21 protein-coding genes are annotated in these 23,488 nt (G+C 39.9%); 3 read left to right on the top strand and 18 right to left on the bottom strand.

Annotated features, from left to right (window positions below; genetic code table 11):
- Positions 1-188: 188 nt before the first annotated feature.
- The 6 genes from BW139_RS04780 to BW139_RS04755 form a co-directional block, all read right to left on the bottom strand.
- A complete protein-coding gene (locus BW139_RS04780; RefSeq protein WP_008467575.1) occupies positions 189-686 on the bottom strand; it encodes a hypothetical protein in 498 nt (165 codons plus the stop codon).
- Entirely contained in the window at positions 686-2,932 is a 2,247-nt protein-coding gene (locus BW139_RS04775) for a hypothetical protein (RefSeq protein ID WP_008467573.1), read from the bottom strand. Before BW139_RS04775 ends, BW139_RS04780 begins: the two co-directional genes overlap by 1 nt.
- The gene (locus BW139_RS04770; protein ID WP_008467572.1) at positions 2,925-4,532 is read right to left on the bottom strand and encodes a site-specific integrase; all 1,608 of its coding nucleotides are present in this window, start codon (positions 4,530-4,532) and stop codon (positions 2,925-2,927) included. Before BW139_RS04770 ends, BW139_RS04775 begins: the two co-directional genes overlap by 8 nt.
- The gene (locus tag BW139_RS04765) at positions 4,522-5,865 is read right to left on the bottom strand and encodes a site-specific integrase (protein WP_008467570.1); all 1,344 of its coding nucleotides are present in this window, start codon (positions 5,863-5,865) and stop codon (positions 4,522-4,524) included. Before BW139_RS04765 ends, BW139_RS04770 begins: the two co-directional genes overlap by 11 nt.
- Before the next feature lie 149 nt (positions 5,866-6,014).
- Positions 6,015-6,716, bottom strand: a complete 702-nt coding sequence (gene ssb, locus BW139_RS04760) for a single-stranded DNA-binding protein (protein ID WP_008467569.1) — start codon at positions 6,714-6,716, stop codon at positions 6,015-6,017.
- A 20-nt stretch (positions 6,717-6,736) separates the two neighbouring features.
- On the bottom strand, positions 6,737-8,104 hold the full coding sequence (locus tag BW139_RS04755; RefSeq protein WP_076918875.1) for an MFS transporter: 1,368 nt from the start codon (positions 8,102-8,104) through the stop codon (positions 6,737-6,739).
- Between the two features lie 163 nt (positions 8,105-8,267).
- On the opposite strand from BW139_RS04755, the gene uvrA reads away from it, so the two are divergent.
- Positions 8,268-11,087: an excinuclease ABC subunit UvrA gene (uvrA, locus tag BW139_RS04750; protein WP_076918874.1), complete on the top strand. Its 2,820-nt coding sequence runs from the start codon at positions 8,268-8,270 to the stop codon at positions 11,085-11,087.
- Between the two features lie 86 nt (positions 11,088-11,173).
- On the opposite strand, the gene trpS is transcribed toward uvrA, so the two are convergent.
- The 3 genes from trpS to rpe are packed head-to-tail and all read right to left on the bottom strand — an operon-like array spanning position 11,174 to position 13,560.
- The gene (gene trpS / locus BW139_RS04745) at positions 11,174-12,178 is read right to left on the bottom strand and encodes a tryptophan--tRNA ligase (protein ID WP_008466239.1); all 1,005 of its coding nucleotides are present in this window, start codon (positions 12,176-12,178) and stop codon (positions 11,174-11,176) included.
- A gap of 33 nt (positions 12,179-12,211) precedes the next feature.
- The gene (locus BW139_RS04740) at positions 12,212-12,877 is read right to left on the bottom strand and encodes an HAD-IA family hydrolase (RefSeq protein ID WP_076918873.1); all 666 of its coding nucleotides are present in this window, start codon (positions 12,875-12,877) and stop codon (positions 12,212-12,214) included.
- Entirely contained in the window at positions 12,877-13,560 is a 684-nt protein-coding gene (gene rpe, locus BW139_RS04735) for a ribulose-phosphate 3-epimerase (protein WP_076918872.1), read from the bottom strand. Before rpe ends, BW139_RS04740 begins: the two co-directional genes overlap by 1 nt.
- 274 nt (positions 13,561-13,834) lie before the next feature.
- On the opposite strand from rpe, the gene BW139_RS04730 reads away from it, so the two are divergent.
- Both BW139_RS04730 and BW139_RS04725 read left to right on the top strand, forming a co-directional pair.
- A complete protein-coding gene (locus tag BW139_RS04730) occupies positions 13,835-14,134 on the top strand; it encodes a hypothetical protein (RefSeq protein WP_076918871.1) in 300 nt (99 codons plus the stop codon).
- Positions 14,135-14,137: 3 nt separating this feature from the next.
- Complete coding sequence (locus BW139_RS04725) at positions 14,138-14,323, top strand: DUF2970 domain-containing protein (protein ID WP_076918870.1); 186 nt, start codon at positions 14,138-14,140, stop codon at positions 14,321-14,323.
- On the opposite strand, the gene BW139_RS04720 is transcribed toward BW139_RS04725, so the two are convergent.
- From BW139_RS04720 to BW139_RS04680, 9 genes are all read right to left on the bottom strand, one after another.
- Positions 14,286-15,137: a Dam family site-specific DNA-(adenine-N6)-methyltransferase gene (locus BW139_RS04720; RefSeq protein ID WP_076918869.1), complete on the bottom strand. Its 852-nt coding sequence runs from the start codon at positions 15,135-15,137 to the stop codon at positions 14,286-14,288. The genes BW139_RS04725 and BW139_RS04720 overlap by 38 nt on opposite strands.
- 53 nt (positions 15,138-15,190) lie before the next feature.
- On the bottom strand, positions 15,191-16,507 hold the full coding sequence (locus BW139_RS04715; protein ID WP_076918868.1) for an SPOR domain-containing protein: 1,317 nt from the start codon (positions 16,505-16,507) through the stop codon (positions 15,191-15,193).
- Positions 16,508-17,578, bottom strand: a complete 1,071-nt coding sequence (aroB, locus tag BW139_RS04710) for a 3-dehydroquinate synthase (protein WP_076918867.1) — start codon at positions 17,576-17,578, stop codon at positions 16,508-16,510.
- Positions 17,579-17,607: 29 nt separating this feature from the next.
- Complete coding sequence (aroK, locus tag BW139_RS04705) at positions 17,608-18,126, bottom strand: shikimate kinase AroK (RefSeq protein WP_008466255.1); 519 nt, start codon at positions 18,124-18,126, stop codon at positions 17,608-17,610.
- A 495-nt stretch (positions 18,127-18,621) separates the two neighbouring features.
- Entirely contained in the window at positions 18,622-20,712 is a 2,091-nt protein-coding gene (locus tag BW139_RS04700; RefSeq protein WP_076918866.1) for a type IV pilus secretin PilQ, read from the bottom strand.
- A complete protein-coding gene (locus BW139_RS04695; RefSeq protein WP_076918913.1) occupies positions 20,699-21,235 on the bottom strand; it encodes a pilus assembly protein PilP in 537 nt (178 codons plus the stop codon). The genes BW139_RS04700 and BW139_RS04695 overlap by 14 nt, the downstream gene beginning before the upstream one ends.
- Complete coding sequence (locus BW139_RS04690) at positions 21,235-21,837, bottom strand: type 4a pilus biogenesis protein PilO (protein WP_076918865.1); 603 nt, start codon at positions 21,835-21,837, stop codon at positions 21,235-21,237. The genes BW139_RS04695 and BW139_RS04690 overlap by 1 nt, the downstream gene beginning before the upstream one ends.
- The gene (locus BW139_RS04685) at positions 21,827-22,399 is read right to left on the bottom strand and encodes a PilN domain-containing protein (RefSeq protein WP_008466262.1); all 573 of its coding nucleotides are present in this window, start codon (positions 22,397-22,399) and stop codon (positions 21,827-21,829) included. Before BW139_RS04685 ends, BW139_RS04690 begins: the two co-directional genes overlap by 11 nt.
- The gene (locus BW139_RS04680; RefSeq protein ID WP_076918864.1) at positions 22,387-23,466 is read right to left on the bottom strand and encodes a pilus assembly protein PilM; all 1,080 of its coding nucleotides are present in this window, start codon (positions 23,464-23,466) and stop codon (positions 22,387-22,389) included. Before BW139_RS04680 ends, BW139_RS04685 begins: the two co-directional genes overlap by 13 nt.
- Between the last annotated feature and the right edge of the window lie 22 nt (positions 23,467-23,488).

Below are 23,488 nucleotides of genomic sequence, written 5' to 3'. Positions count from 1 at the left end.
TTCGGAGACTGTTGACAACCAACTCAGTAAAAAACTGAGAGACTACTCCCCTAGAGTCGCAAAGAGTATATAGATTTTCTTCAGATTAACAAAGTTTTTTATAGTCTCATTGTTTTTTTAAAATAAATGTGATTTTTACTTCCTATTTTATTCAAATATCCCCCATAAAACGGGAATAATTTCCTTATTTAATCTCTATTCTTTTTGGGTAATCCATCATCTATCATTGAAAACAGCTTATTCAAATCGACACCATCCATCTTTTGGAGGTTATGCTGCCAACGAGCAAACCTTTCAAGTAAATTATCATTTAGGCTATTTAATCTATTATTTTCTGAGTTAAGCCTTTCATTCTCATTTTCAAGTTTTTCAACACGCTTTATAAGCTCAGCAATGGTTGCATCATCATTGTCTAAGTTTTCTAAGAGCTGGCTTAATTTATCAGAGCTATCAAATAGCGACTTGGCTTCTTCGATTGCAGTAGATTTTTTAGATCTAAGCTCTTCTTTCTTTAGGTCAAATGCATGTTTTATTTCATCATGCTTTGTGTAAGTGTGCCTTGATGGGGGGCGTTTTAAGCCCAATTCTGATTGAAGTTTTTCTGAAAGAAGATCATATGTGAGCTTACCGCTCCAACCATCAATGATGGCTAGAATCGTTTCTTTATTGTCAATTACAAAAGCCATTATGACTCCTCCAGATCAGATAATGCCAAGGCAGTAAGATCGAAAATTGGAATAACATTTTGCTCGTCAATATTGAGTGATCGTTTGACAGGGGAAGGGTCTAATTCGTCAGGAATCCTGATAGGTGTACCATCAGGTCTGTTTGGATCTTCCATCATAGCAATAATGGTTTTAATCTTTGATAACCTAAAGCCTAATGCAGTTACCCAGCGATCAGCACCGAAAACTATATCTCCTGCTTTAACGATTGCATCCTCTAGCTGCTCTTTATAAAGCTTCTCAAGGTTTTTAAGCTCTTCTAGGGTGTTAGGCAGTCCCTTAAGGCATTCATGGTCGCTACAGACCGCACAATCGCCATTTTTAACACACGGACTTTCTGCATAATTGTGAACGCAATAACCTAACCCTGTGAACTGAGCGACACCTGAGCGATTAATTCCGAGAGATTTAAGAGAGACAGGTAACCCTAAATCATGCAACACGATTGCCGGAGGTGGCGACTCTGATGTGTATGGCGATAAAAACTGATTGGCTTGAGCAACCGTCATAACACCTTCACCATTTGCAACATGACCAATACGCTTGGTTAACCGTGATTTTTGCTCTTGAGTTCTTCCATCGTAAGCTTTGTTTTGTTCAATATCAGCGCGACCCGACCACTTGGCAATCAACCAATCTTCTTCACCAGCCAGTTTCAACTTGGTGTTTAACCAATGCCTAGGTTGGTGAGTATTTAACTGTAATCGAGTACCATCTTCGTCTGTGATTGCCAATTCATCAAAGATTGATTCGATTGTCTCTTCTCCTGAAGGGCGATCTGAACCTATTGCATCACTTACAGAACCGTGCCCGGTCATTAGCCAAGAAAAAGGCTTAACATCAAACTCTTTGTGAAACTCATTTTCTCGAACTAACGTTATGCAATCCCAAAGCTTCACATCACCATAGTTGGGAAAGTCTTTTGTTTTATATTTTTGGTCAACAACAGAGCGAAGATCTCTATAACTAGGGAATTTTATACTAATCCCAGTAGGGTTATGAGTGTGTTTGGTCAGTATTTCGTTGTCCTGCGAAACTTTACACCCATTCAATAAATCCTTTTTCCAATCTGCCACATGATTGATTTGGCTTATTAAGTTACGTAACCATTTTAGTGAACCATTATGCGTCCAACTCATCTGTGTTCCGTTTGAATCCAGACCAGTCTTTAAGCACATTGCTTTTGCAAATTGATTATATGTTAACGGTTTGTCTTGAGGAAAATTAGCAGGTGTAATGCATTCATTATGTACTAAAAATACTTCTGGATTTTCATGAGCAAATTTCGCCGCAGCTCTAGCGGGAGCAGAAATATCAATGAGTCTGTCAAATGCCTGCTGTACGACATCCTCTAGTAGTTTAGGCACCCATTTTTTGACGGGATCTCCTCCTTTTGCAGGATGCCACATTAGATATAAACGTCCTTTTTCACTTCTTTGTAATGAGTTTGTTGTTAAACCATTAAGTTCTGTATTTCTACTCGGCTGACACATCAGCATAACGCATAGGCTAGTGAAGTATTTTTGACGAAGTGTTTTAGCTTTATGAAAGGCATCTGCCACTTGCAGCATTTGATAGTCAGAAGGGCATTTATCTTCCTCTTCTTTACGACTATCCTTATCAAGTTTAATTTTTGAATCAGATGGACGAGGGAATGGGTTTGACCACTCTTGTAGGTCTAGTTTGAATCGCTTGTCCTTGATGAACTTCAAAACCTTTTCAAGTGAAAGTCCAATATTGCGCTTGCTTCCAGTACTTAATCCACTGTTCTTAATCTGCTCCTCAACACTATTTATTACCGTGTTGGTGAGGTTCATAATATCAACGTCTGCTCTTTCATTTTGAGTCGCGTTTTCTTCTAGGGCATTGTAGATCCACACTAAAGATGAAGCCCAAGCGGTTGAATCTTTATGATTCAGCGACTGTTGGTATCGCACATAGGCTTTGGCAAAGTCAGCAAATGGCTGTTTGAACGGTATATATTTGGAATGGTTTACACTGTTTCCAAACACGATAGTTAATTTCTTTTCTCTTGCTGTTTTCCAAGACCATTTATCGCATTCCCATCCATTCTGAATTCCAAGAGGAGCTTCAAATTCATGATCATCAAAAAGCGTTAAATCGTTTTTTGCGAATGCTATGAACTCAGCATAATTTTTCTGGAAATCTAGTTTATGCTTGGGTGTAAATACCAATACATCAGACATTTAACGCTCCTTCTTTTTCCAGCTCTTGCTTTCTAGCATGACATTTTTGAATGACCACTTTGATCGCATCAATACTGCGATTGTGGCCTTGCAATACAAACTCACTTGCCCCCATCTTTCGCTTGCGATCACGTTCAGAAATAACACTTTTCAGGACTTCCGTATGAGGCGCATTTAGCCAAGGTTGAAATTTATTGCAGGTGTAACAATGAATTGTGCCATTTGCACAAAACCCAAATTTTCCGCAACTTCCCACAGGGTTACCATCATTGTTGTTAATTCGACTACGAGGATCATTGGCTCGAATTGCATCTTTTTCACTATCAATCAAAGTACCCGAAAATGCTTGCGCTAATGGCGTTAAATCAGATGCAAGTGCTTCATCAAGCCTATCAGCCATTTCTTCGTTGAACTCTGTATAGACTTTGACTTGCTGGGTATCTGACTGGCCTAATTCTTCAGCTATTGCATAGTCACTTGCACCTAGCATTGCCATATTGGTCGCATGGGTATAGCGGAATCGTCTGGGGTTGATATGCAAATCACCAAACCCGTCATCTAACTTAATCCGTGTTGTTTTTAAAGGGCAAAGGCGAGACAAGCGCCTGATCATTTCACCGACTGATGGGTTTGCTCCTTTGGTCCGTAAACATAATAAGTCAGGCGTACTTTGTTGTAGCTGTTCAAATTCATCAAAACTTTCTAACTTAGCCACTTCTCGTGTATTAAGGAAAATAGGGATTTGCTTCTTTTGGCTGGATGTCAATTTAATATCAAATTGCTCTTCAACAGCATTGATGGACTGATTTGCTTGTGCTGTAAGCACCAGCATTAAATCTTCACCAGTATCCTCCTTGGTTTGAAACGATCCTCTAAAGTTTTCATCACGTTTTTTGGCATTAGGGAGTTGTAAATCAAAATGCTCAACTCCTTCTTCAACCCTTGTTATTAAGTCACCATAATAGAGATAGGTGAGTTGAACTGGACGGGCACCTGTTTGTTGTAGCGCCATGATAAATGCATAGTCAGTCAACGAGATCAGTTTCTCGGTAAAAGCATCCACATACCAGTTTATAAAGGCCGTTTGTTCTTCATATGAGTACGCACCACTAAAAGGACAACCTAAGGCAACGGCTTTTCCTTTTTCATTACCAGAAAGTTTGAGTGAGTTAAGTAACTCAACGGTCTTTTTATCAACTCCTTTGATCTCTTTGTCATACCAGTCGAGTATAAATGCACGAATGTAACCAAGCTTATACTCTGTGCTTTTAGTGAGGGTCGCTTTGAAATTCACTATATGCGGTTCCCGAATAGCATCACTCACACCAATTGCAAAAAGTAATCGGCTAAACATGAATATATTCAACGCATAAGAAGAGGAAAATTCTGAAGCATAGTCAGCCAAGGCCAGTTTGAAATTATTTTCGAACTTTGGATCTAAATTTAACGAAGCGAGTAACTCAAAATTCAGCGACTTATTTGCATCTAATTGCCAAAGATCATCATACACATCAAATTCATAGTTAGCTTTGCTGTATCGCTTATCGGATTTCGTTCTAGTGCTTCTTGAACCTTGTAACTTGTTTGCTTTAACCGCCATGATGACCTCCTTCTGCTTTGTGCTTCATCTTCGCTTGCATTTTTTTACGTATCTTTTGCGCTTGTTTTCTTGCTGTTCGTTTGAGATATATCTCACCTGATTTGAGAGATGAATGTCCGTTTAATTCTGCTCGAAGTTCAAGTTCTCTTTGTTCTGTAATCGTATTTTCGTTGGCGTATTTTTTCGCTTCTTCATGCAAGCCTTCCTGCTCTAATCGTTTAACCTCTTGTTTAACAGCTTCTCTTTCCTCATCAATGGTGTCTGACAATTGATCATTGAAATAATGTCGATAAGAGTGAGGTGTAATAGCCCAGAAACGCTCTGGATTCACTGCTTTTATGCTATTAAAGATATCGTTAATGGTTTGCTGAATGATCGGTTGCCCAGATTGATAATGTCCCTCTTTGTCTTTGTGTGAAACAAATATAAATGGATGTGTTTTCGCTACTTTTGTACCAGCACGATGAACCTTGATATAGGTATTTAACAAGTCTCTAAGCTCTTTTGAGATAGAAACAGCTCTGCCAAGGGTCTTTGCCGTTGGCTCTTTTAAGCGAGGATCATCTTTACTGTCATGTCGTCTAACTACCGACAATGTTGGATTATCTGTATCTGTTCCTATGTCGCTGATCCGAAGCGCTAGTAACTCGGCACATCGAAACCCTGTCTCATACAACACTTGAACAATTAGATAGTTTCTAAACTTAATAACAGGGTTTTTAAACGGGTTGTATTTTGAATCTGGCTTAGCCACCTCAACAAAATCTTCAAAGACATCATCTGTAATCCCAGATTTATCCAAAGAAGTCTTTTTCGATTTTCCTTTTGGCTTACCACTCTTAAGTCGAGTTTTCATTTTATCTAACTCATCAAAAAGCTCGGCTGCGGTTGGTTTATGTTTGACTCGTTCTTTTCCAATAAAAGTCAAGAACTCGGCAATGTGAGCAATTCTAGATATATATTGAGATTTACCTATCGTGGGCTTGTCTTGTGATTTAGATAAGTGAAACTGTCCCATATCGACCACATTACTTGCAGTTTTCACGCTTAAAGCTTTGGCCTGATACGAACAGTGTTCCTTCAGATCCTTAATATCATCTCGACTGGGTACTTTACCGTTGTATATCTCGTCAAGAAGATCTCTACCGTTGATCTCCTCCCAACGTTTCAAATGTTTAATGTCTTTTAGATATTGCTCAATTGATGTTGCCGCTTTAGTCATTCGCAGTTTTTGCGTGACAAAGTGAGTAACCCAAAAATCAGGAACGCCATCTTTTCCTAATAAAAAGACGTAGCGCTCTCCACTTTTAAATTTCTTTACGGCAACTTTCATAAACACCCGCTAATAAACATTTATATTTGTTATAAAGTAATATAATAGATATTTTTAAGTTTTCAACATTAATTTTCTAATAAAACTAAAAAAGCCGCTATAAAGCGGCTTTTAAGATTGTTTTTCAACATTTAATATTTTGTCTTTGGTTAGAACGGAATATCGTCATCAAAGTCGATTGTTGGTTCCATAGGGTTTGATGCGCCACCTTGCGGTGCATTTTGCGGCTTAGGTGCAAACCCGCCTTGCTGTTGTGGTGCATTATTTTGCTGAGGTGCAAAGCCACCTTGTTGCTGTGGTTGGTACTGGTTATTTTGTTGTGGAGCCGGTTGCTGGGCAGGTGCAGATTGTTGCTGTGGAGCATAACTGCCTTGCTGACTATTCTGGCCTTGGTTATTTTGACCATAGCTACCGCTTTGCTGTCCGCCTTGGTTACCTTGATAACCGCCACTTTGTTGACCACCTTGGTTACCTTGATAGCCACCGCTTTGTTGGTCGCCACCGCGTGCACCTAACATTTGCATTTGACCTGTAAAACCATCAACAACAATTTCTGTGGTGTATTTTTCTTGGCCCTGTTGGTCAGTCCATTTACGAGTTTGAAGCTTACCTTCTACGTAAATTTGTGAACCCTTGCGGCAGTATTCGCCTACAATTTCAGCTAATTTGCCAAAAAATACCACACGGTGCCACTCAGTTTTATCAACCATTTGGCCAGTGTTTTTATCTTTATAGCTGTCTGAAGTTGCTAAGGTAATATTTGCTACACCATTACCATTAGGCATGTAACGAACTTCAGGATCTTGCCCTAAATTACCAACCAAAATTACTTTGTTCACACCGCGTGCCATGGAACCATCTCCTATAAACGTTAGATTAAACCAGCCACTCTTCGGGCTTGGTCTAGGTCAAATTCTTTATCATTAATCTTTAAGTAGCTTCGACTTTCATCGCGAACTACGGTTGCTTCTATTACGCCGGGTAAAGCAACTAACTGAGAAGCTAGTGTTTGTGCTTGCTCTTCAGAATCTAATTGGGTCATTAAACTAATAACTTTGCTTTTCGGTGGGACTTGCATTTTCCACGCAATAATAAGCCATATTACCCCAACAAGTGCCGCCGCCGCAAACACAGCTTGCGTACTGGTGGTTTGTGCTACATACCCGCCCAACATACCGCCTAAAAAAGCGCCTAAGAACTGGCTAGATGAATATCCGCCCATAGCGGAGCCTTTTTGGCTTGCAGGCGCAATACGCGACACAAGAGCCGGCATAGTGGCTTCTAAAAAGTTAAAAGCAACAAAATATAACAGCATGCAAACTGCAATGCCAACAACGCTATTAGCCCACATAGACATACTTAACATGCTGACTATTAAAACCATCACTGAACCAATAAAGGCTTGTTTTTCTTTCTCTTTTTTTATTGCCACTATCATTACTGGCACCATTAAGAAAAATGCTAAAAACAAAACCGGGATATAAAGCTGCCAATGGTTTTCAGCCACGAGTCCATCTTTAATTAATTGGCTCGGTAATACTACAAAAATAGTCGTCAATGTTAAATGCAGCAATAATACGCCTGCATTTAGACGCGCAAGCTGCGGGTGTTTAATTAGCTTTTTAATATCGCTAAAGCTGGCGAGTGTATCGCCTTTAGGCGCTTTATTTATTGCACTGGGTACTAGCATAGTAACAATAAAAATTCCTAATACAGCCAGTATAGCAGTTAACCAAAACACCCCTGCTATACCCCATGAAGCTGCCACTATAGGTCCAAGTAGCATAGCGAAGGCAAAGCTCATACCTATGCTCATGCCAATCACCGCCATGACTTTTGGTCGTTGTTCGTCACGACTTAAATCTGATGCAAACGCTAACAATGCGCTGGCGATAGCGCCCATACCTTGCAAGGCACGCCCTACCGTTACCATTTGTATGGACTCGGCCAAAGCGGCAATCACTGAGCCCAAAGCAAATACAAGTAAGCCACCTACAATCACTTTTTTGCGACCTATTTTGTCGGACAGTCGTCCCATTGGAATTTGTAATACAGCCTGCGTTAAACCATACGCACCAATTGCAAAACCTATCCAGATAGGTGAAAAGCCTTCAAGCGATTGACCATAAATAGCTAAAACAGGCATCAGCATAAACAAGCCGAGCATTCTAAATGCAAACACACTCGCTAACGATACGGCGGCGCGTTTCTCTCGTGAATTAAGTGAAGATGCGGTCATTATTTGCGTGATCTTACTGTGTGAAAAAATTAGGCAAGGATTCTATCACAAGCTTGGCAATAATTAATCGTCTATAACTAAGGATTTTTTCAATGATCAAGGATTAATATTGCAGCGTATTATGCGATACTGAACAAATAATTTTGGCAATAAACGAGATAGCATGGAAAACATTGAAGTCCGAGGCGCCCGAACGCACAATTTAAAAGACATCAGCCTAACCATCCCACGTGATAAACTAATTGTTATCACTGGCTTATCTGGTTCAGGAAAGTCATCGCTTGCATTTGATACGCTGTATGCAGAAGGGCAACGCCGGTATGTTGAATCACTCTCTGCTTATGCAAGGCAGTTTTTGTCATTAATGGAAAAACCCGACGTAGATCATATTGAAGGCCTTTCCCCTGCTATTTCCATTGAACAAAAATCAACCTCGCATAATCCCCGTTCAACCGTGGGAACCATAACTGAAATCTACGATTACTTGCGTTTAATGTTTGCACGGGTTGGCGAACCTCGTTGTCCAACTCATGATTTACCGCTTGCAGCGCAAACAATTAGCCAAATGGTCGATACTGCATTAGCGCTGCCTGAAGGCACTAAGTTAATGCTACTTGCCCCTGTTGTTAAAGACCGTAAAGGTGAGCATGTAAAACTATTAGAACAACTTGCCAGTCAAGGTTACATTCGTGCTCGTATAGATGGTGAAGTATGCGACTTATCCGATCCACCACCGCTAGATTTACATAAAAAGCATACTATTGAAGTCGTGGTTGATCGCTTTAAGGTAAAAGAGGGTCAACAGCAACGTCTTGCAGAGTCTTTTGAAACGGCACTTGAAATGTCAGGCGGCGTTGCCAACATTGCTTTTATGGACGATAGCAGTGCTGAAGAAATGCTGTTTTCAGCAAATTTCGCCTGCCCAACCTGTGGCTATGCAATGACCGAACTTGAACCGCGTTTATTTTCGTTCAATAACCCTGCAGGAGCTTGTCAAAGCTGTGACGGTTTAGGTGTAAGACAATACTTTGACCCGAATCGCGTGGTTCATAACCCTGAAATAAGCTTAGCTGGTGGTGCAATTAAAGGCTGGGATAAACGCAGTTTTTACTATTATCAAATGTTGCAAGCGGTTGCACAGCATTATGAGTTTGATTTAGATGTGCCCTATCAAGAGCTTGCAAAAGAACATAAAAAAATTATTTTAGATGGCTCTGGTGATACTAAAATTGCGTTTAATTATCGTAATGACCGCGGTGATTTAATTACACGTAATCATGTATTTGAAGGCGTGTTAAATAATATGAACCGCCGCTACCGCGAAACTGAATCAAACTCAGTGCGTGAAGAACTAGCCAAATATCAAACCAGCCAAGCATGCCCTAGTTGTAAAGGCTCACGTTTGCGCCAAGAAGCACGCAATGTATTTATTGGTCAAACTAACTTGCCAACCATTACGCATATGAGTATTGGTGAGGCGATGAGCTTTTTTGAAGGTTTGCATTTAACTGGGCAAAAAGGCCAAATCGCCGAAAAAATTCTAAAAGAAATTCGCGACCGGTTATCGTTCTTAATAAATGTAGGCCTAAATTACTTATCACTTGAGCGCAGCGCCGACACACTTTCTGGCGGCGAAGCACAACGTATTCGTTTAGCGAGTCAAATTGGTGCTGGGTTAGTGGGTGTTATGTATGTACTGGATGAACCTTCAATTGGTTTGCACCAACGTGATAACGACCGTTTATTGAAAACCTTAGTTCATTTACGCGATTTGGGTAACACCGTTATTGTTGTAGAACACGATGAAGACGCTATTCGCGCCGCTGATCATATTATTGATATTGGTCCTGGTGCTGGCGTACATGGCGGCCATGTTATTGCTCAAGGTACGCGCGATGATATTTTAGCGAGCAAAGACTCGGTTACCGGCCAATTTTTATCGGGCGTACGTAAAATAGAAGTACCTAAAGAGCGCCATGCTACTAACGATAAATGGTTAGAGCTGTTTGGTGCTACTGGTAATAACTTAAAAAATGTTGATTTAAAAATACCTTTTGGCTTAATGACCTGTATTACCGGTGTATCTGGCTCGGGTAAATCTACACTCATTAACGATACCTTGTTTAAACTTGCCCACACTGAACTCAACGGTGCAACTACTGCAGAAGCAGCTCCTTATGGGTCAATTGCAGGACTTGAGCACTTTGATAAAGTAATTGATATTGACCAAAGCCCTATTGGCCGTACACCGCGTTCAAACCCAGCTACTTATACTGGTATTTTCACCGGTATTCGTGAGCTGTTTGCAGGTACTCAAGAAGCTCGTTCACGTGGTTACAAAGTGGGTCGCTTTAGCTTTAATGTTAAAGGTGGCCGTTGTGAGGCGTGTCAAGGCGATGGCGTTATCAAAGTAGAAATGCACTTCTTACCAGACGTTTATGTACCGTGTGATGTGTGTAAGGGTAAACGTTATAATCGCGAAACCTTAGAAGTACAATATAAAGGTAAAAACATCAACCAAGTGCTCGATATGACCGTTGAAGATGCCCATGACTACTTTGATAAAATACCGGCTATTGCACGTAAACTTAAAACCCTAATGGATGTTGGACTTTCTTATATCCGTTTAGGCCAAGCCGCTACAACACTTTCGGGTGGTGAAGCACAGCGAATTAAGTTAGCACGTGAGCTTTCTAAGCGTGATACTGGAAAAACCTTGTACATTCTTGATGAGCCAACCACGGGGCTCCATTTTGCTGATATTGAACAGTTATTAGTAGTACTGCATCGCCTACGCGACCATGGCAATACCATTGTAGTAATTGAGCACAACTTAGATGTAATCAAAACAGCCGACTGGATCGTTGATTTAGGCCCTGAAGGAGGTGCTGGCGGCGGTGAAATACTGATTGCAGGCACACCAGAAGAAGTGGCGGAATGTCAGCGCTCACATACTGGGCACTACTTAAAACCATTACTTTAAATATACATTATTAAAAAAGTACTTATTAAAATTATACAAAAATGCCGCTAAATTAGCGGCATTTTTGTATCTGCAAATAAACAAGCTTATGGACGTGGAATAAATCCAACCGCATCATAAACTGCTTTTAATGTTTTCTCAGCACGGGCACTGGCTTTCTCGGCCCCCATTTTCATGATGTTATTTAATAATGTTTGGTCTTCACGTATTTCTTTAAAGCGAGCCTGAATTGGCTCTATCATGCTGACAACAGCTGCTGCGGTGTCTTTTTTCAAGTGGCCATACATTTTATCTTCGTATTCAGGTACTAACTCTTCGATTGGACGCTTAGTTGCAACACTTAATAACGTAAGTAAGTTAGAAACGCCTGGTTTTTCACTTCGATCAAAGTAAATGCGTGCTTGCTCGTCTGAATCAGTAACCGCTTTTTTAAGCTTTTTCTCAATCTTTTTAGGCTCGTCTAACATCATAATAAAGCCATTTGGGTTTTCATCAGACTTAGACATTTTTTTCAGTGGATCTTGTAGGCTCATTACTCGCGCACCAAACTCAGGAATATAAGGTTCTGGCAGCGTAAAAATCTCGCCGTATACATTGTTAAAACGATTAGCAATATCACGCGTTAACTCAAGGTGCTGCTTTTGATCTTCGCCAACAGGCACTTTATCTGCTTGGTATAGTAAAATATCAGCCGCTTGCAAAGCTGGGTAAGCAAATAACCCAACATTAATATTATTAGCATGCGTTGCCGACTTATCTTTAAACTGGGTCATGCGATTAAGCTCACCCATTTGCGCATAACAGTTTAATACCCAACCAAGTTGTGCATGTTCTGGCACTTGAGATTGAACAAATAATGCCGCTTTTTCTGGGTTAATGCCACACGCCGTATATAAAGCAACGCCATCGAGTACACGACCACGCAATAACTCAGGGTCTTGGCGTACGGTAATTGCATGCAAGTCTGCAAGCATAAAGTAGCTATCATATTCTTCCTGTAGCTTAACCCACTGGTTAATAGCGCCAACATAGTTGCCTATTGTCATACCACCGGTTGGCTGCATGCCACTTAATACTACTGGTTTACTCATGATTTTCCTTTATTTTTACTTAATTAAAAATGCTTAACGCTGCGTTAGTGTCGGTATTATAGCTAAGAAGTTATCGCATAGGTACTGCGGATTATAATCCCCTAGCTGATCTCCTTGATGATACCCGTATGTAAGGGCTATCACATCAATATTAGCGGCTTGAGCTGCCAGTATGTCACTCTTTGAATCACCAATCATAATCGCTTTATCAGGCGAAATATTTAATGCATCGCAAGCAAATAAAAGCGGTTCAGGTGACGGTTTTTTTGCCATGTCGTCGCCACACACTATTACCTCAAAATGACTGCGAATAGCGAGCTTATCCAAAAGCATTTCAGTAAAGCGGCGTGCTTTATTAGTAATAAGTGCTTTAGGCATACCACTGAGAGCAGCAAGACCCGTTTCAACATGCTGATATAACACGCTGTATTCACCGACCTGCTCACTGTAATGTTGATAAAACAGGTTGATAGCTCGTTCGCTTAATACTTCGTCAAGGTGCTCACTAATTTGCATATCGCCGCAAAGAGCTCGCTTAACTAACACCTCAATACCATTACCTACCCAGCTTTCAACTAATCGCTGACTGACTATAGGAAACGCTAAATCGCTTAGCGTTAGATTTAAGGCCATATATAAGTCATACACGCTATCAACTAGCGTGCCATCTAGGTCAAATAGTGCCGCATCATATTTCATTATTTAATACTTTCTAATTGTTGGCGCATTTCATCAATTACGCTTTTATAGTCAGGCTGATTAAAAATAGCTGAGCCTGCAACAAACATATCAGCACCCGCCTCAGCCGCAGCTGCTATATTCTCTACCTTAATACCGCCATCAACTTCTAAACGAATATCACGCCCAGAATCAATAATGCGTTGCTTTGCCTCTCGCAGTTTCTCAAGTGTTTGTGGAATAAAGCTTTGCCCACCAAACCCAGGATTCACCGACATCAATAAAATAACGTCTATTTTATCCATTACATGATCAAGGTAACTTAAACTCGTTGCAGGGTTAAAAACTAGACCTGCCTGGCAGCCTTGATCTTTTATCAACTGCAAAGTACGGTCAATATGCTCACTGGCTTCTGGATGAAAGGTAATAATTGACGCACCCGCCTCGGCAAATTGTGGGATTAAACTATCTACCGGTTTTACCATTAGGTGAACATCAATCGGGGCTTTAATACCGTAGTCGCGAAGTGCTTTACACACCATTGGGCCTATTGTTAAGTTAGGTACGTAATGGTTATCCATTACATCAAAATGGACAACATCAGCCCCTGCAGCTAAAACTTTGTCGACATCTTCGCCAAGGCGTGCAAAATCTGCAGATAAAATTGAGGGCGCTATTAAGTATTTTTGTTCACAATTTAGCATTGCTAATCCATTAATGAAGAATTTATGGCGTTAATGTAACTTAATTAACGATGTTACCCAAGTAGCGCCTTTAAAAATAGCGCTATATTAGCAACGCTAGTCACTAACTTTTATTTACCGTAACAACAACTAATTGCGCGAACTAAGAAAAATAAAATACGCTTATAAACAAATTCCGAGATATGATTAGCTATAAATATAGCTAAAAATAAAGTGTATTATTTAAGCAGGTTTTGTTATGCTGCGCGCAGAACTAAATTATTAGGTTTATATTATGCGTGCTTTTAAAATTGGATTATTAATCACGTCGGTAAGTGTCATTATTGGAGCAGCGTCGCTTTGCTCAAATACCGAGCAAGAATTAAGCTCAGCCAACACTTGTCTTCATAAAGAACAAACTAGCGCTATTAATCATAGCGTGAACCGTTGTATTCAAATTGAAGAAGATTCCTCTTGGGCTTCTTGGTTAACCGGCGATAGCCGCAGTGCTCAGTTTCATTACCTAGATTTGCTAGAGTTATTAACGGGTACTGATGACAAGCACAAACCCTCTTCTATAAAACCATTATTTTAATTAATGCAGCATTTTTTTAGCGCTTTACAAAGTGTACTAGCTGCATTTTTTGGTGTGCAATCTGAAGATAAACGTCAAACAGACTTTAAACACCACTCTCCTATCACATTAATAGCCATTGCCGTGGTACTTTTTGTATTATTTGTGCTGGCTATTTATGCAACCGTGACTTCGGTGCTAAGTACATAGCCATTAGCTCATCTACTTTATTTCGTGAACCGCCTTTTGGACTGATCGTGCGCTTAACCTGAATTTTATCCAAAGAAGCTTGGCTGTAAATTTTGCGTGTCCATACAGTATCGTGATTTGAAATAAGGACTGGCGTGTTATTCTCAAATGCCGCTTGTTCAGCCAAATTAGCTAAATTAGCCTGATCGTCTAAGTTAAATCCGCCTTTAGCATACGAGGTAAACGATGCTGTTTTACTTAATGGCACATAAGGCGGATCGCAATAAATCACCGCATTTTTAGGCACCAGTTTAAACACATCATCGTAGCCTAGGCAGGTAAATGTAGCCTGTTGCGCTTTGCTAGCAAAAAAGTACATTTCTTTTTCAGGAAAATAAGGCTTTTTATATTTACCAAAAGGCACATTAAAAATGCCCTTTAAGTTATAGCGGCATAATCCGTTATAACCATGACGGTTCATATATAAAAATAAGATGGCTCGTTCATATACATCGCTACTTTGATTAAACTGCACACGATAATCATAATATGCATCTGAGTGGTTGTTTAAATCAACAAACAATTTTTTGGCATCACTAATAAACTCATCAGGCGAACGCTTGAGCTCTTTATATAAATTGATTAAATCAGCATTAATATCGTTAAGTACATAGTGTTTAAAATTGCTGTTTAAAAACACTGAGCCCGCACCAACAAAAGGTTCAACCAAGGTATCAGCATGCTTACTTGCTTGATTTAGTCGCGCGTTAATATCTTCAACGAGGCTGTATTTTCCGCCGGCCCATTTAAGGAAGGCTCTACTCTTTTGCTGCATTGGCTCTTTACTTCAATTCGGTGTTGCGCGATTTTACACTAAAGTTACTGAGTTTACTGATCAACTCGTGCAATTTCTTGTTTTATTTTACTAATTTTTTTATAGAAAGGTTTATTTTTTCTAACCTCAGCAGGAAGTGCTTGCAGTGCTTGTTTTGCTTCATTTAAGTTAGCAAAGCTGCCTGTAGTTACCACCCACCACATTTTACCATTTCGTTTAGTTTGGTAGGTATTAGCGATATTTTCTAGCTTATGTTTAACAATAAACTCATTACCTACCTGCTGCTGAGTTACCGCTAAAAGCTGAATAACAAAATTATCTTCAGGCTGTTGTAAGTACCAATTACTGGGTATTTTTACTATTGGGTTTTGCGACTTTGTTTTTTCAGGTTTAGTAATAGGTTTTTCTTCAACGGGTTTTGATGCCGGCTTTTCCTGTTCAACAACGCTCGTTGATTCCGTTAAGCTGCCGACTATCGCTGGAACATTATTATTGGTGTTGTCTTGAGTGGGCTTTTGAATGACAGCTGCTGGCGGCTCAATACTTTTAGGCGCTATGAACTGCTGTGGTTTATTTTCAATTGCTTGTTCAGTTGTAATAGCGGTTGATAGCACTTGCTCATCAATTTGGCGATTGGCACTTTCCCACCACTGGGTCATATCAGCTTTGTACACAAGACCAATGATCAACAACATAATTATGAGTAATAGTGTTAGCAGCTGTAAGCGCCAAGAAACCTTATCTTTAACTACAATATCAGCAACCTGCTCACTAGGCTGCCAGGCTAATAACAAACTCGGATTACCTTGAGCTTCAACTAAAAAGGTTTGAAAGACAGGATCTTCATCATAAGGTAAGCTCGTAAAATACCATCCCATGAGCTGCTTACTTTCAACTATATTTAATGGCTCTAAATGAATATTAACTGCATCTTTGAATGCTAATTTAGACTGTGATGCAATCATAATATACAACACATTAGGCGCATTTTTTGATAACAGCTCAAGCTCTGCAATGAGTTCTTCAGATAGGTGCCTACCGCCATCAATCACCCATAAACACGCGCCACATTGTTGTTGTTGCGCTAATTGATAATAGTTTTGCGATAAGCTTAGATTGTGGTCAATTAAAGGGGCATTAAAGCTTTGTTCTAATAACTGAGTCATTAATTGCACATCAGTCATCTGTGCACCAACTTGCACAAACGCTTTATTAAAATCGTTATATTTATCAGTAATGAAGGTTTCAAGCAAATAGCTTTTACCTAGACCAGAGGTACCCAATAAAACAATTAGGTTTTGACCATATTCAAATTGCAATGCGATTCTATCCACCAAAGCCGCACGGCTTGGTAAAATTTGTGACTGCATTTATTGCTCGATCAATGCTCTAACTTGATCATCTGATACATCATCAACTAATGCACACTGACCAAACTTGATGGGTAAAATAAATCGGATAGTCCCTTTTTTATTCTTTTTATCTTTGCGCATATGCAGTAAAAATTGCTCACTAGTCATATCGCTAGGGATTTCGATTGGTAAATTATACGCTGCTATTAATGTGGTAATACGCTCTACATCTTGCAGTGTTAAGTCGTTACGAGTATGAGCAAGTTTGGCAGCAAGCACCATACCTGTCGCTACGGCTTCACCATGCAGCCACACCCCATAACCCATTTGTGCTTCTATAGCATGGGCAAACGTGTGCCCTAAATTCAATAGCGCACGAAGGCCCTGCTCTTTCTCATCTTGTGCAACAATGAGCGCTTTAATTTCACAGCATCTGAAAATAACATGCTGTAAACAGGCTTCATCTAACTGTTGTAATTGAATGATATTTTGCTCTAAATAAGCAAACAACTCAGTATCGTAAATGAGGCCGTACTTAATAACTTCAGCCATGCCAGCAGCAAATTCACGGGTAGGTAAAGTATGTAACGAACGCGTATCTATAAACACAGCTTGGGGTTGGTAAAAAGCCCCTATCATATTTTTACCCAGCGGATGATTAACTGCTGTTTTACCACCCACTGAAGAATCAACTTGAGACAGTAACGTGGTAGGTATTTGGATAAAAGGCACACCACGCTGATAACAAGCAGCAACAAAACCAGTTAAATCACCAACTACGCCACCACCTAATGCAATTAAACAGGTGTCACGTCCGCAGTTATTTTCAAGTAAGAATGCTGATATTTTTTCAAACCAAGTGAGTGATTTATATTGCTCACCATCTGGAATAATAAAATGCAGTGGGTTTAGCTGTGCTAGTGAATCAAGCAACTGTTGAAGGTACAACGGTGCAATCGTTTCATTAGTAATGATGATAGGCCGACAATCACCAATATGGTGTATTAGACGGCCTGTATCTTGAAGTGCAGATTGACCAATATAAATAGGATAACTTCGCTCGTCTAAATTAACAGTTAATTCAAGCATGCTGGGTTAGTCCTTTTTAATACTGGCTTTTAAAAATCCAATTTCTCGATGATTTGGTTAGCAACAACTTTCGCGCTCTGCTCATCAGTGCGTACAACAAAATCAGCTACTTCTTTATATAATGGTTCACGCTCTTCTGCTAAGCGCTCAAGTACATCACGAGGTGCTTCTTCTGTTTGCAGTAATGGGCGACGCTTGTCGCGTTGCGTACGTGCAACTTGCTTTTCAATCGGTGTCTCTAGGTATACTACAATACCGCGAGCCGAAAGCTTGTTTCGAACTTCTTTACTCATTACTGAGCCACCACCCGTAGCAAGAACAATACCTTGCATCTCGGTTAAGTCGCCAATAACAGATTCTTCACGAAGTCTAAAGCCTTCTTCACCTTCAAGATCGAATACCCAGGCAATATCTGCGCCCGTGCGACGTTCGATTTCTTGATCAGAATCAACAAATTCAAGGTGTAATTGGTCAGCGATGTGACGACCAATCGTGCTTTTGCCAGCCCCCATGGGGCCAACTAGAAATATATTACGTTTCTCAGCCATATCTTTTAGTACAAACGAACTCTAAAATTTGAAATAAAACCCCGCCTAACGACCTGGCCCCAAAATTAAGAAAGGGATTATCTCAGTAATCGGTCGGGTATTTCAAGTCAATTAGGATAAAAAGCCATATAACGAGCAATTAAACTAAATAATTACCCATTGGTTAACAAAAAAGCACCTTATTATAGGCAAGTTTATCTTCTAGGGTTAAAATTTATGCAACTTAAGGTTACTACGTGTTACTTCGTAAACGCTTTTGTATGGTAATTTCACAAAAAACTCAGTTACAAACAACATAAACGCAGCCTTAAAATGCATCCGCAGTACAGTACATAAAAAACTATATACTGCCTAATTGTACATTTACAGGGAGTGTTCACACCAAGATAACTAAATGACATGCCAATACCGTCTGGTTTGTTGTGCAACCTAGATAGTTTGAATAACCTGAGCCCTGAATAGTAATCTATCTCAAGCAGAGCTCAGGTTAGGTAATTAGTCTATTTGGATTTTAGGTGTGACAAAAATCAGCAGTTCGCGCTTTTCATTAAACTCGCTTGTGCTTTTAAATAGTCTTCCTACATAAGGAAGGTCGCCCAATAAAGGTACTTTTTTGGTCGAATTAATAATTTGCTGTTGGAAAATACCACCCAACACTACCGTTTGTCCATTCTCAACGAGAACTTGAGTCTCAATTTGTTGCGTATCAATGGCAACTGCAGGGCCAGTTCCTGTTTGAACGGTATCTCCACGGGTATCTTGAGTAATTATTAAGTTTAAAATAACTTTGTTGTCTGGCGTGATGTGAGGTGTCACTTCTAGACTCAACACTGCTTTTTTAAAGCTCACGGTTGTTGCACCACTTGAAGCAGATTCCACATAGGGGATCTCAGTACCTTGCTCTATACGCGCTTTTTGCTGGTTGGCAGCAGTGATACGCGGACTCGCAATAATTTCACCCTTATTTTCTTCTTCGAGCGCAGTTAACTCTAAATCAATCAATGTTCCATTTGCTAGTTTGGCTATATGCATACCAATACTTGCCGATGGATTCGCTACCGGTAAATTAACGTTAAGTCGATCTGAAAGGCTAGGAATAATGCCGTTAGAAATCGTTTCAGCCCCTTCTAAGGTACCCGAAATACCATCAGAACCTTGTTGATCACTGAACCCCCAACGAACCCCTAAGTCTTCTGTTACGTTGTCACGTACGGTTACCATTCGCGCTTCAATGACCACTTGTTTGACTGGGATGTCTAAGGTTTCGACCATACGGCGAACACTTTCAATACTTTTTGCAGTGTCTTTCATTAATAACGTATTGGTACGTTGATCAACAGAAACACTACCTCGAGCTGTAATAATGCTATTGGTGTCTGTTTTTAATAAGTCGGCAAAATCTTCTGCTTTTGCGTAATTTAAACGGATATATTCACTGTAGAGTGGCTCTAAATCCTCAACTTGTTGCTTAGCTTTTAACTCTTTCGCTTCACGGGCAGCAAGTTCTTCAGATGGCGCTACCATTAAAATAGATCCATCCATACGTTTGTCTAAGCCTTTAATTCTTAGCACTACGTCTAACGCTTGGTCCCATGGAACGCCATCTAAACGAAGGGTAATGTTACCTGTTACAGAGTCACTGGTTACCAAGTTAAAGTCATTGTAGCCTGCAATAATCTGCAACACGGAGCGAACAGGGATGTCTTGAAAGTTAAGCGTCATAGGGCGACCTAAGTATTCTTTCCCCCCATCTAAGAATGCATTTTGAGTCTCATCTTTCTCAACCGTTAAGGTAAAAATATTTTCAATTTGCTGATACGTGTAAGCAAAAGCAGTATTAGGTTCAATCACAATACGTGTAAGGTTATCTTCCTTAAATGTTTCAATACTGCTCACGACAGTACCAAAATCAAGAACATCTAATTCATACAATAAGTCATCTAAAATATCGGTATGATGAAACTCTGCAATTATCTTCCCACCACTTTCATGAACCTCAATAGCCGCCTGAGTATCTTGCAGGTAAACAAGCACTTTAGCCTCACCTTTTTCACCACGGCGAAAATCAATAGCTTGAATGCCATTAATATAACTAGAGGTATAAGCAGGTTCATCTTCACTGGTTGTTACTATTTGTTCTGTCAGTGGGTTATCAGATATTCTTATTGAAACTAAGTTGTTGTTAACCTCAGTCTCATAAATTTTTAATCGCTCTAGGTTAATGGTTACCTTTAAACCCGCACTGGTCATCATGCTACTGATGTTACTTATTCCTGCTTGGTTAATCGCAATATTTGCCAACCCTTCATCTAGCTCAACTGCATTAAATAAAAGCTCTATACGTGCCGGACTATTAAAAACTTGTACATCAGGTTGCTGCTGTAATTCTTCATCAAAGACCAGTTGTAACTCGGTTTCACCTTTAAGTAATGGGTTATATCGGACGTCATAGAGTAAAGGGGCTGCACTAACCGTTTTAGTCATGAGTAATAAAAATACAAATAACACAATCGTTAAAATACGGTGGTGTGAACACTCATCTATGTGCATATAGGAAATACCATTTTTCTTATTAACTTGCGCCATTGGTTGCCGCCTCTAACATTTCTAATTTGGTCAAACGTTCTTTCCAACAACCTGACCCATCAGGGATTAATTCTACTAATTCAATATAGTCACTATTAACACTGCTTACTTTTCCGTCATAGGTGCCCAAATAGCTCCCTATAGATACTCGATGTAAGGTGTTATCAGCAGCTGTAATGAGCGCCCATGTTTTACCGTTCGATCCTATTGTGCCCTTCATTGCTAAATTATCTAATGGGTACTTTTCCAGAGGCTGACGAACACGCTCTGGGTCTGGGTGAAGACAGTTTTTAACTTGTGTAAGCTTATTTTGTATAATTTCTGGTTCTGGTGCTACAAAAGGGCTACGTAAATCTTTGGCGTTATATGCAAAGTGTTCAAACTTAACCAACTCAGGTATGTTTTCGACACGTGCAGTGGTGTTTGCCTTAACCTGGTCAATAAATTCTTTTTGCTCAGATGTATCTTCGTTACAGCCACTGAGCCACAATATTGCGGTCGTTAAAAAGAGAAGTTGCTTCATCATCTCACCCCCTCTTCATAACGATAAGTTTTTGCTACTACACTAAATGTTAGCTGCTTTTCGCCAGATGATAAAATAGAAAAGTCATGTAAACTTACAATTCTTGGCAACTGAGCAACTTTTCCTACAAATTCACCAAACTCATGATAAGTGCCTACTACTTCAATTTTAATGGGTAGCTCGGTATAAAACTCTTTTTCAACTTCTGGTAACCAACCAATTTTTAAAAATGTTAAACCACTGGTTGTACCCACATAAGAAAGATCGTCTAATAATCCTGGCGTCTCGTTTGAGGTAGGTAGGCGCTTTAATAGCTGAGAAAATTTATCTTCCATCTCAATCATTTGTTCACGATAAATATCAAGCTTACTGGCAACTGCATATTTAGTTCGGTAGGTTGTGCGTAATTCTATCTCTTTGGCTACCGCATTGTGGTAGCTGTCAATTTCATCCGACACAAATAAACTATAGCTAAAAAACAAGACTAAACAAGCAATTATAGTAGCACACATTGTTTTTACAATAACTGGCCACTCGCCTATATTATCTAGCTCTATTTCATTCCAATCTATCTCTGTAAACGATTTAAGATTAAGGTTCATTACGCACCTCACCTATTTGGCCAAATGGCTTTACGTAAAATTCCATATTAAAATCGCTGAGCAAACGAGAGGATTGGTCGCCTGCAACAATACCTTGCATAATTGGGCGTTCTAATAGGTAAGAACTTTGCACCTGCCTGAGCATAGTAGATAAGCGGTTGTTAGATTCGCTCTTTCCTAATACATGAATTTGACTGCCCTTGCGCTCAAGCTTGGTCAAATAAACACCAGCAGGTACTATTTTAGCCACTTCATCCATTATTTGCGTACCTAAGTTACGACTGCTTTGTAACTCTTCAATTAATCGCATACGTTGTTGTAGGTTTTCTTTTTTCTTGTCTAAATCACGTATATCGCGGATTTTTTGATCGAGCATTGTAATTTCTGAGCTAAGGTAATTATTTTTTAGCATTTGCCCTTCTTTGAGGCCGCTATAAAATGCACTCAGCGCATACATAGTCACAAAGCAAACAATAACGACTGCCATCAGCAGTGTTATAAATTTCTTTTTAGACTGCTCACGCTGTAATTCACGCCAAGGTAATAGATTTATATGTGGCATGATGAAAAACTCCTCAACGCCAGGCCAGTCGCAATTGCAAATTGAGTGCGGTGACGCTGTATTATATTACGATCAACTCTAGGTGATATTTCTATTTTATCAAATGGTTCTACAACAACCGTATGTATCCCTAATTCTTCAATTAACAGTCTATCAATGCCTTTAATCATGGCTGAGCCGCCCGTCAGTACAATATAATCTAACTGCTCTTTACCTGTTGTGGTTAAAAACATTTGCACAGCACGACGAACTTGCTGTAATAACGAGGTTTGAAAAGGTGCTAACACTTCAAATGTGTAATTAGGCGGTAAATCACCCGTTGTTTTACCAATTTCGGCCTCATCAAAACCTTTATTGTAGTAAGCAACAATACTGTTTGTGTATTGGTCGCCGCCAAATACTTGGTCACGGGTATAAATTGTTTCACCTGATTGCACCACACTCACTGATGTGAGCACAGCACCAATATCGACCACTGCCACCGTTTTATCAAACGCATCTGATGGAAGTTGTTGATAATAGACATCCATAGCCCGGCTTAGCGCATAACTTTCAACATCGACAACTTTTGCCGTTAAGTTTGCAGCGCTTAGCGCGCCTACTCTCGCTTCCACACTTTCCGTTCTCGCTGCAGAGAGTAAGACATTAATTTTACTCGGATCGGCGCTGTTAGTTGAGAGTTTTTCGAAATCAAGACTAACTTCATCTAACGGATAGGGGATCAAGCTGTCGGCTTCAATTTCAATCTGTGACTCTAATTCAGCGTCGCTTAAGGAAACATCCATGAAAATAACTTTGGTAATCACTGTTTGCCCTGAAACAGCAACAGCAGCAAATTTGAGTGACTTTGGTAACTTTCGTTTTAACTTGGTTATCACATTGCCAATTGCTTCAATGTCTTGAATGTTACGCTCGCTCATAGCGCCTTTTGGCATAGGTTCAATTGCAAGTGCTTCTAGTCGAAGCCCAGTTTCTGTTTCACTTAAAAGCACGGCCTTGATAGAGTGCGATCCTATATCAATACCCACCATCATAGGCGATGGTTTTTTTATTAATTGACTTAGCATGTTTGCAACTTTGCCTTTGTTT

Origin of the sequence: Pseudoalteromonas sp. SK18 (genome assembly GCF_001974855.1) — a bacterium.
Lineage (GTDB): Bacteria > Pseudomonadota > Gammaproteobacteria > Enterobacterales > Alteromonadaceae > Pseudoalteromonas.
The sequence above is the reverse complement of the archived record's forward strand: the minus strand, read 5'-3'. Positions and strand labels throughout refer to the sequence as shown.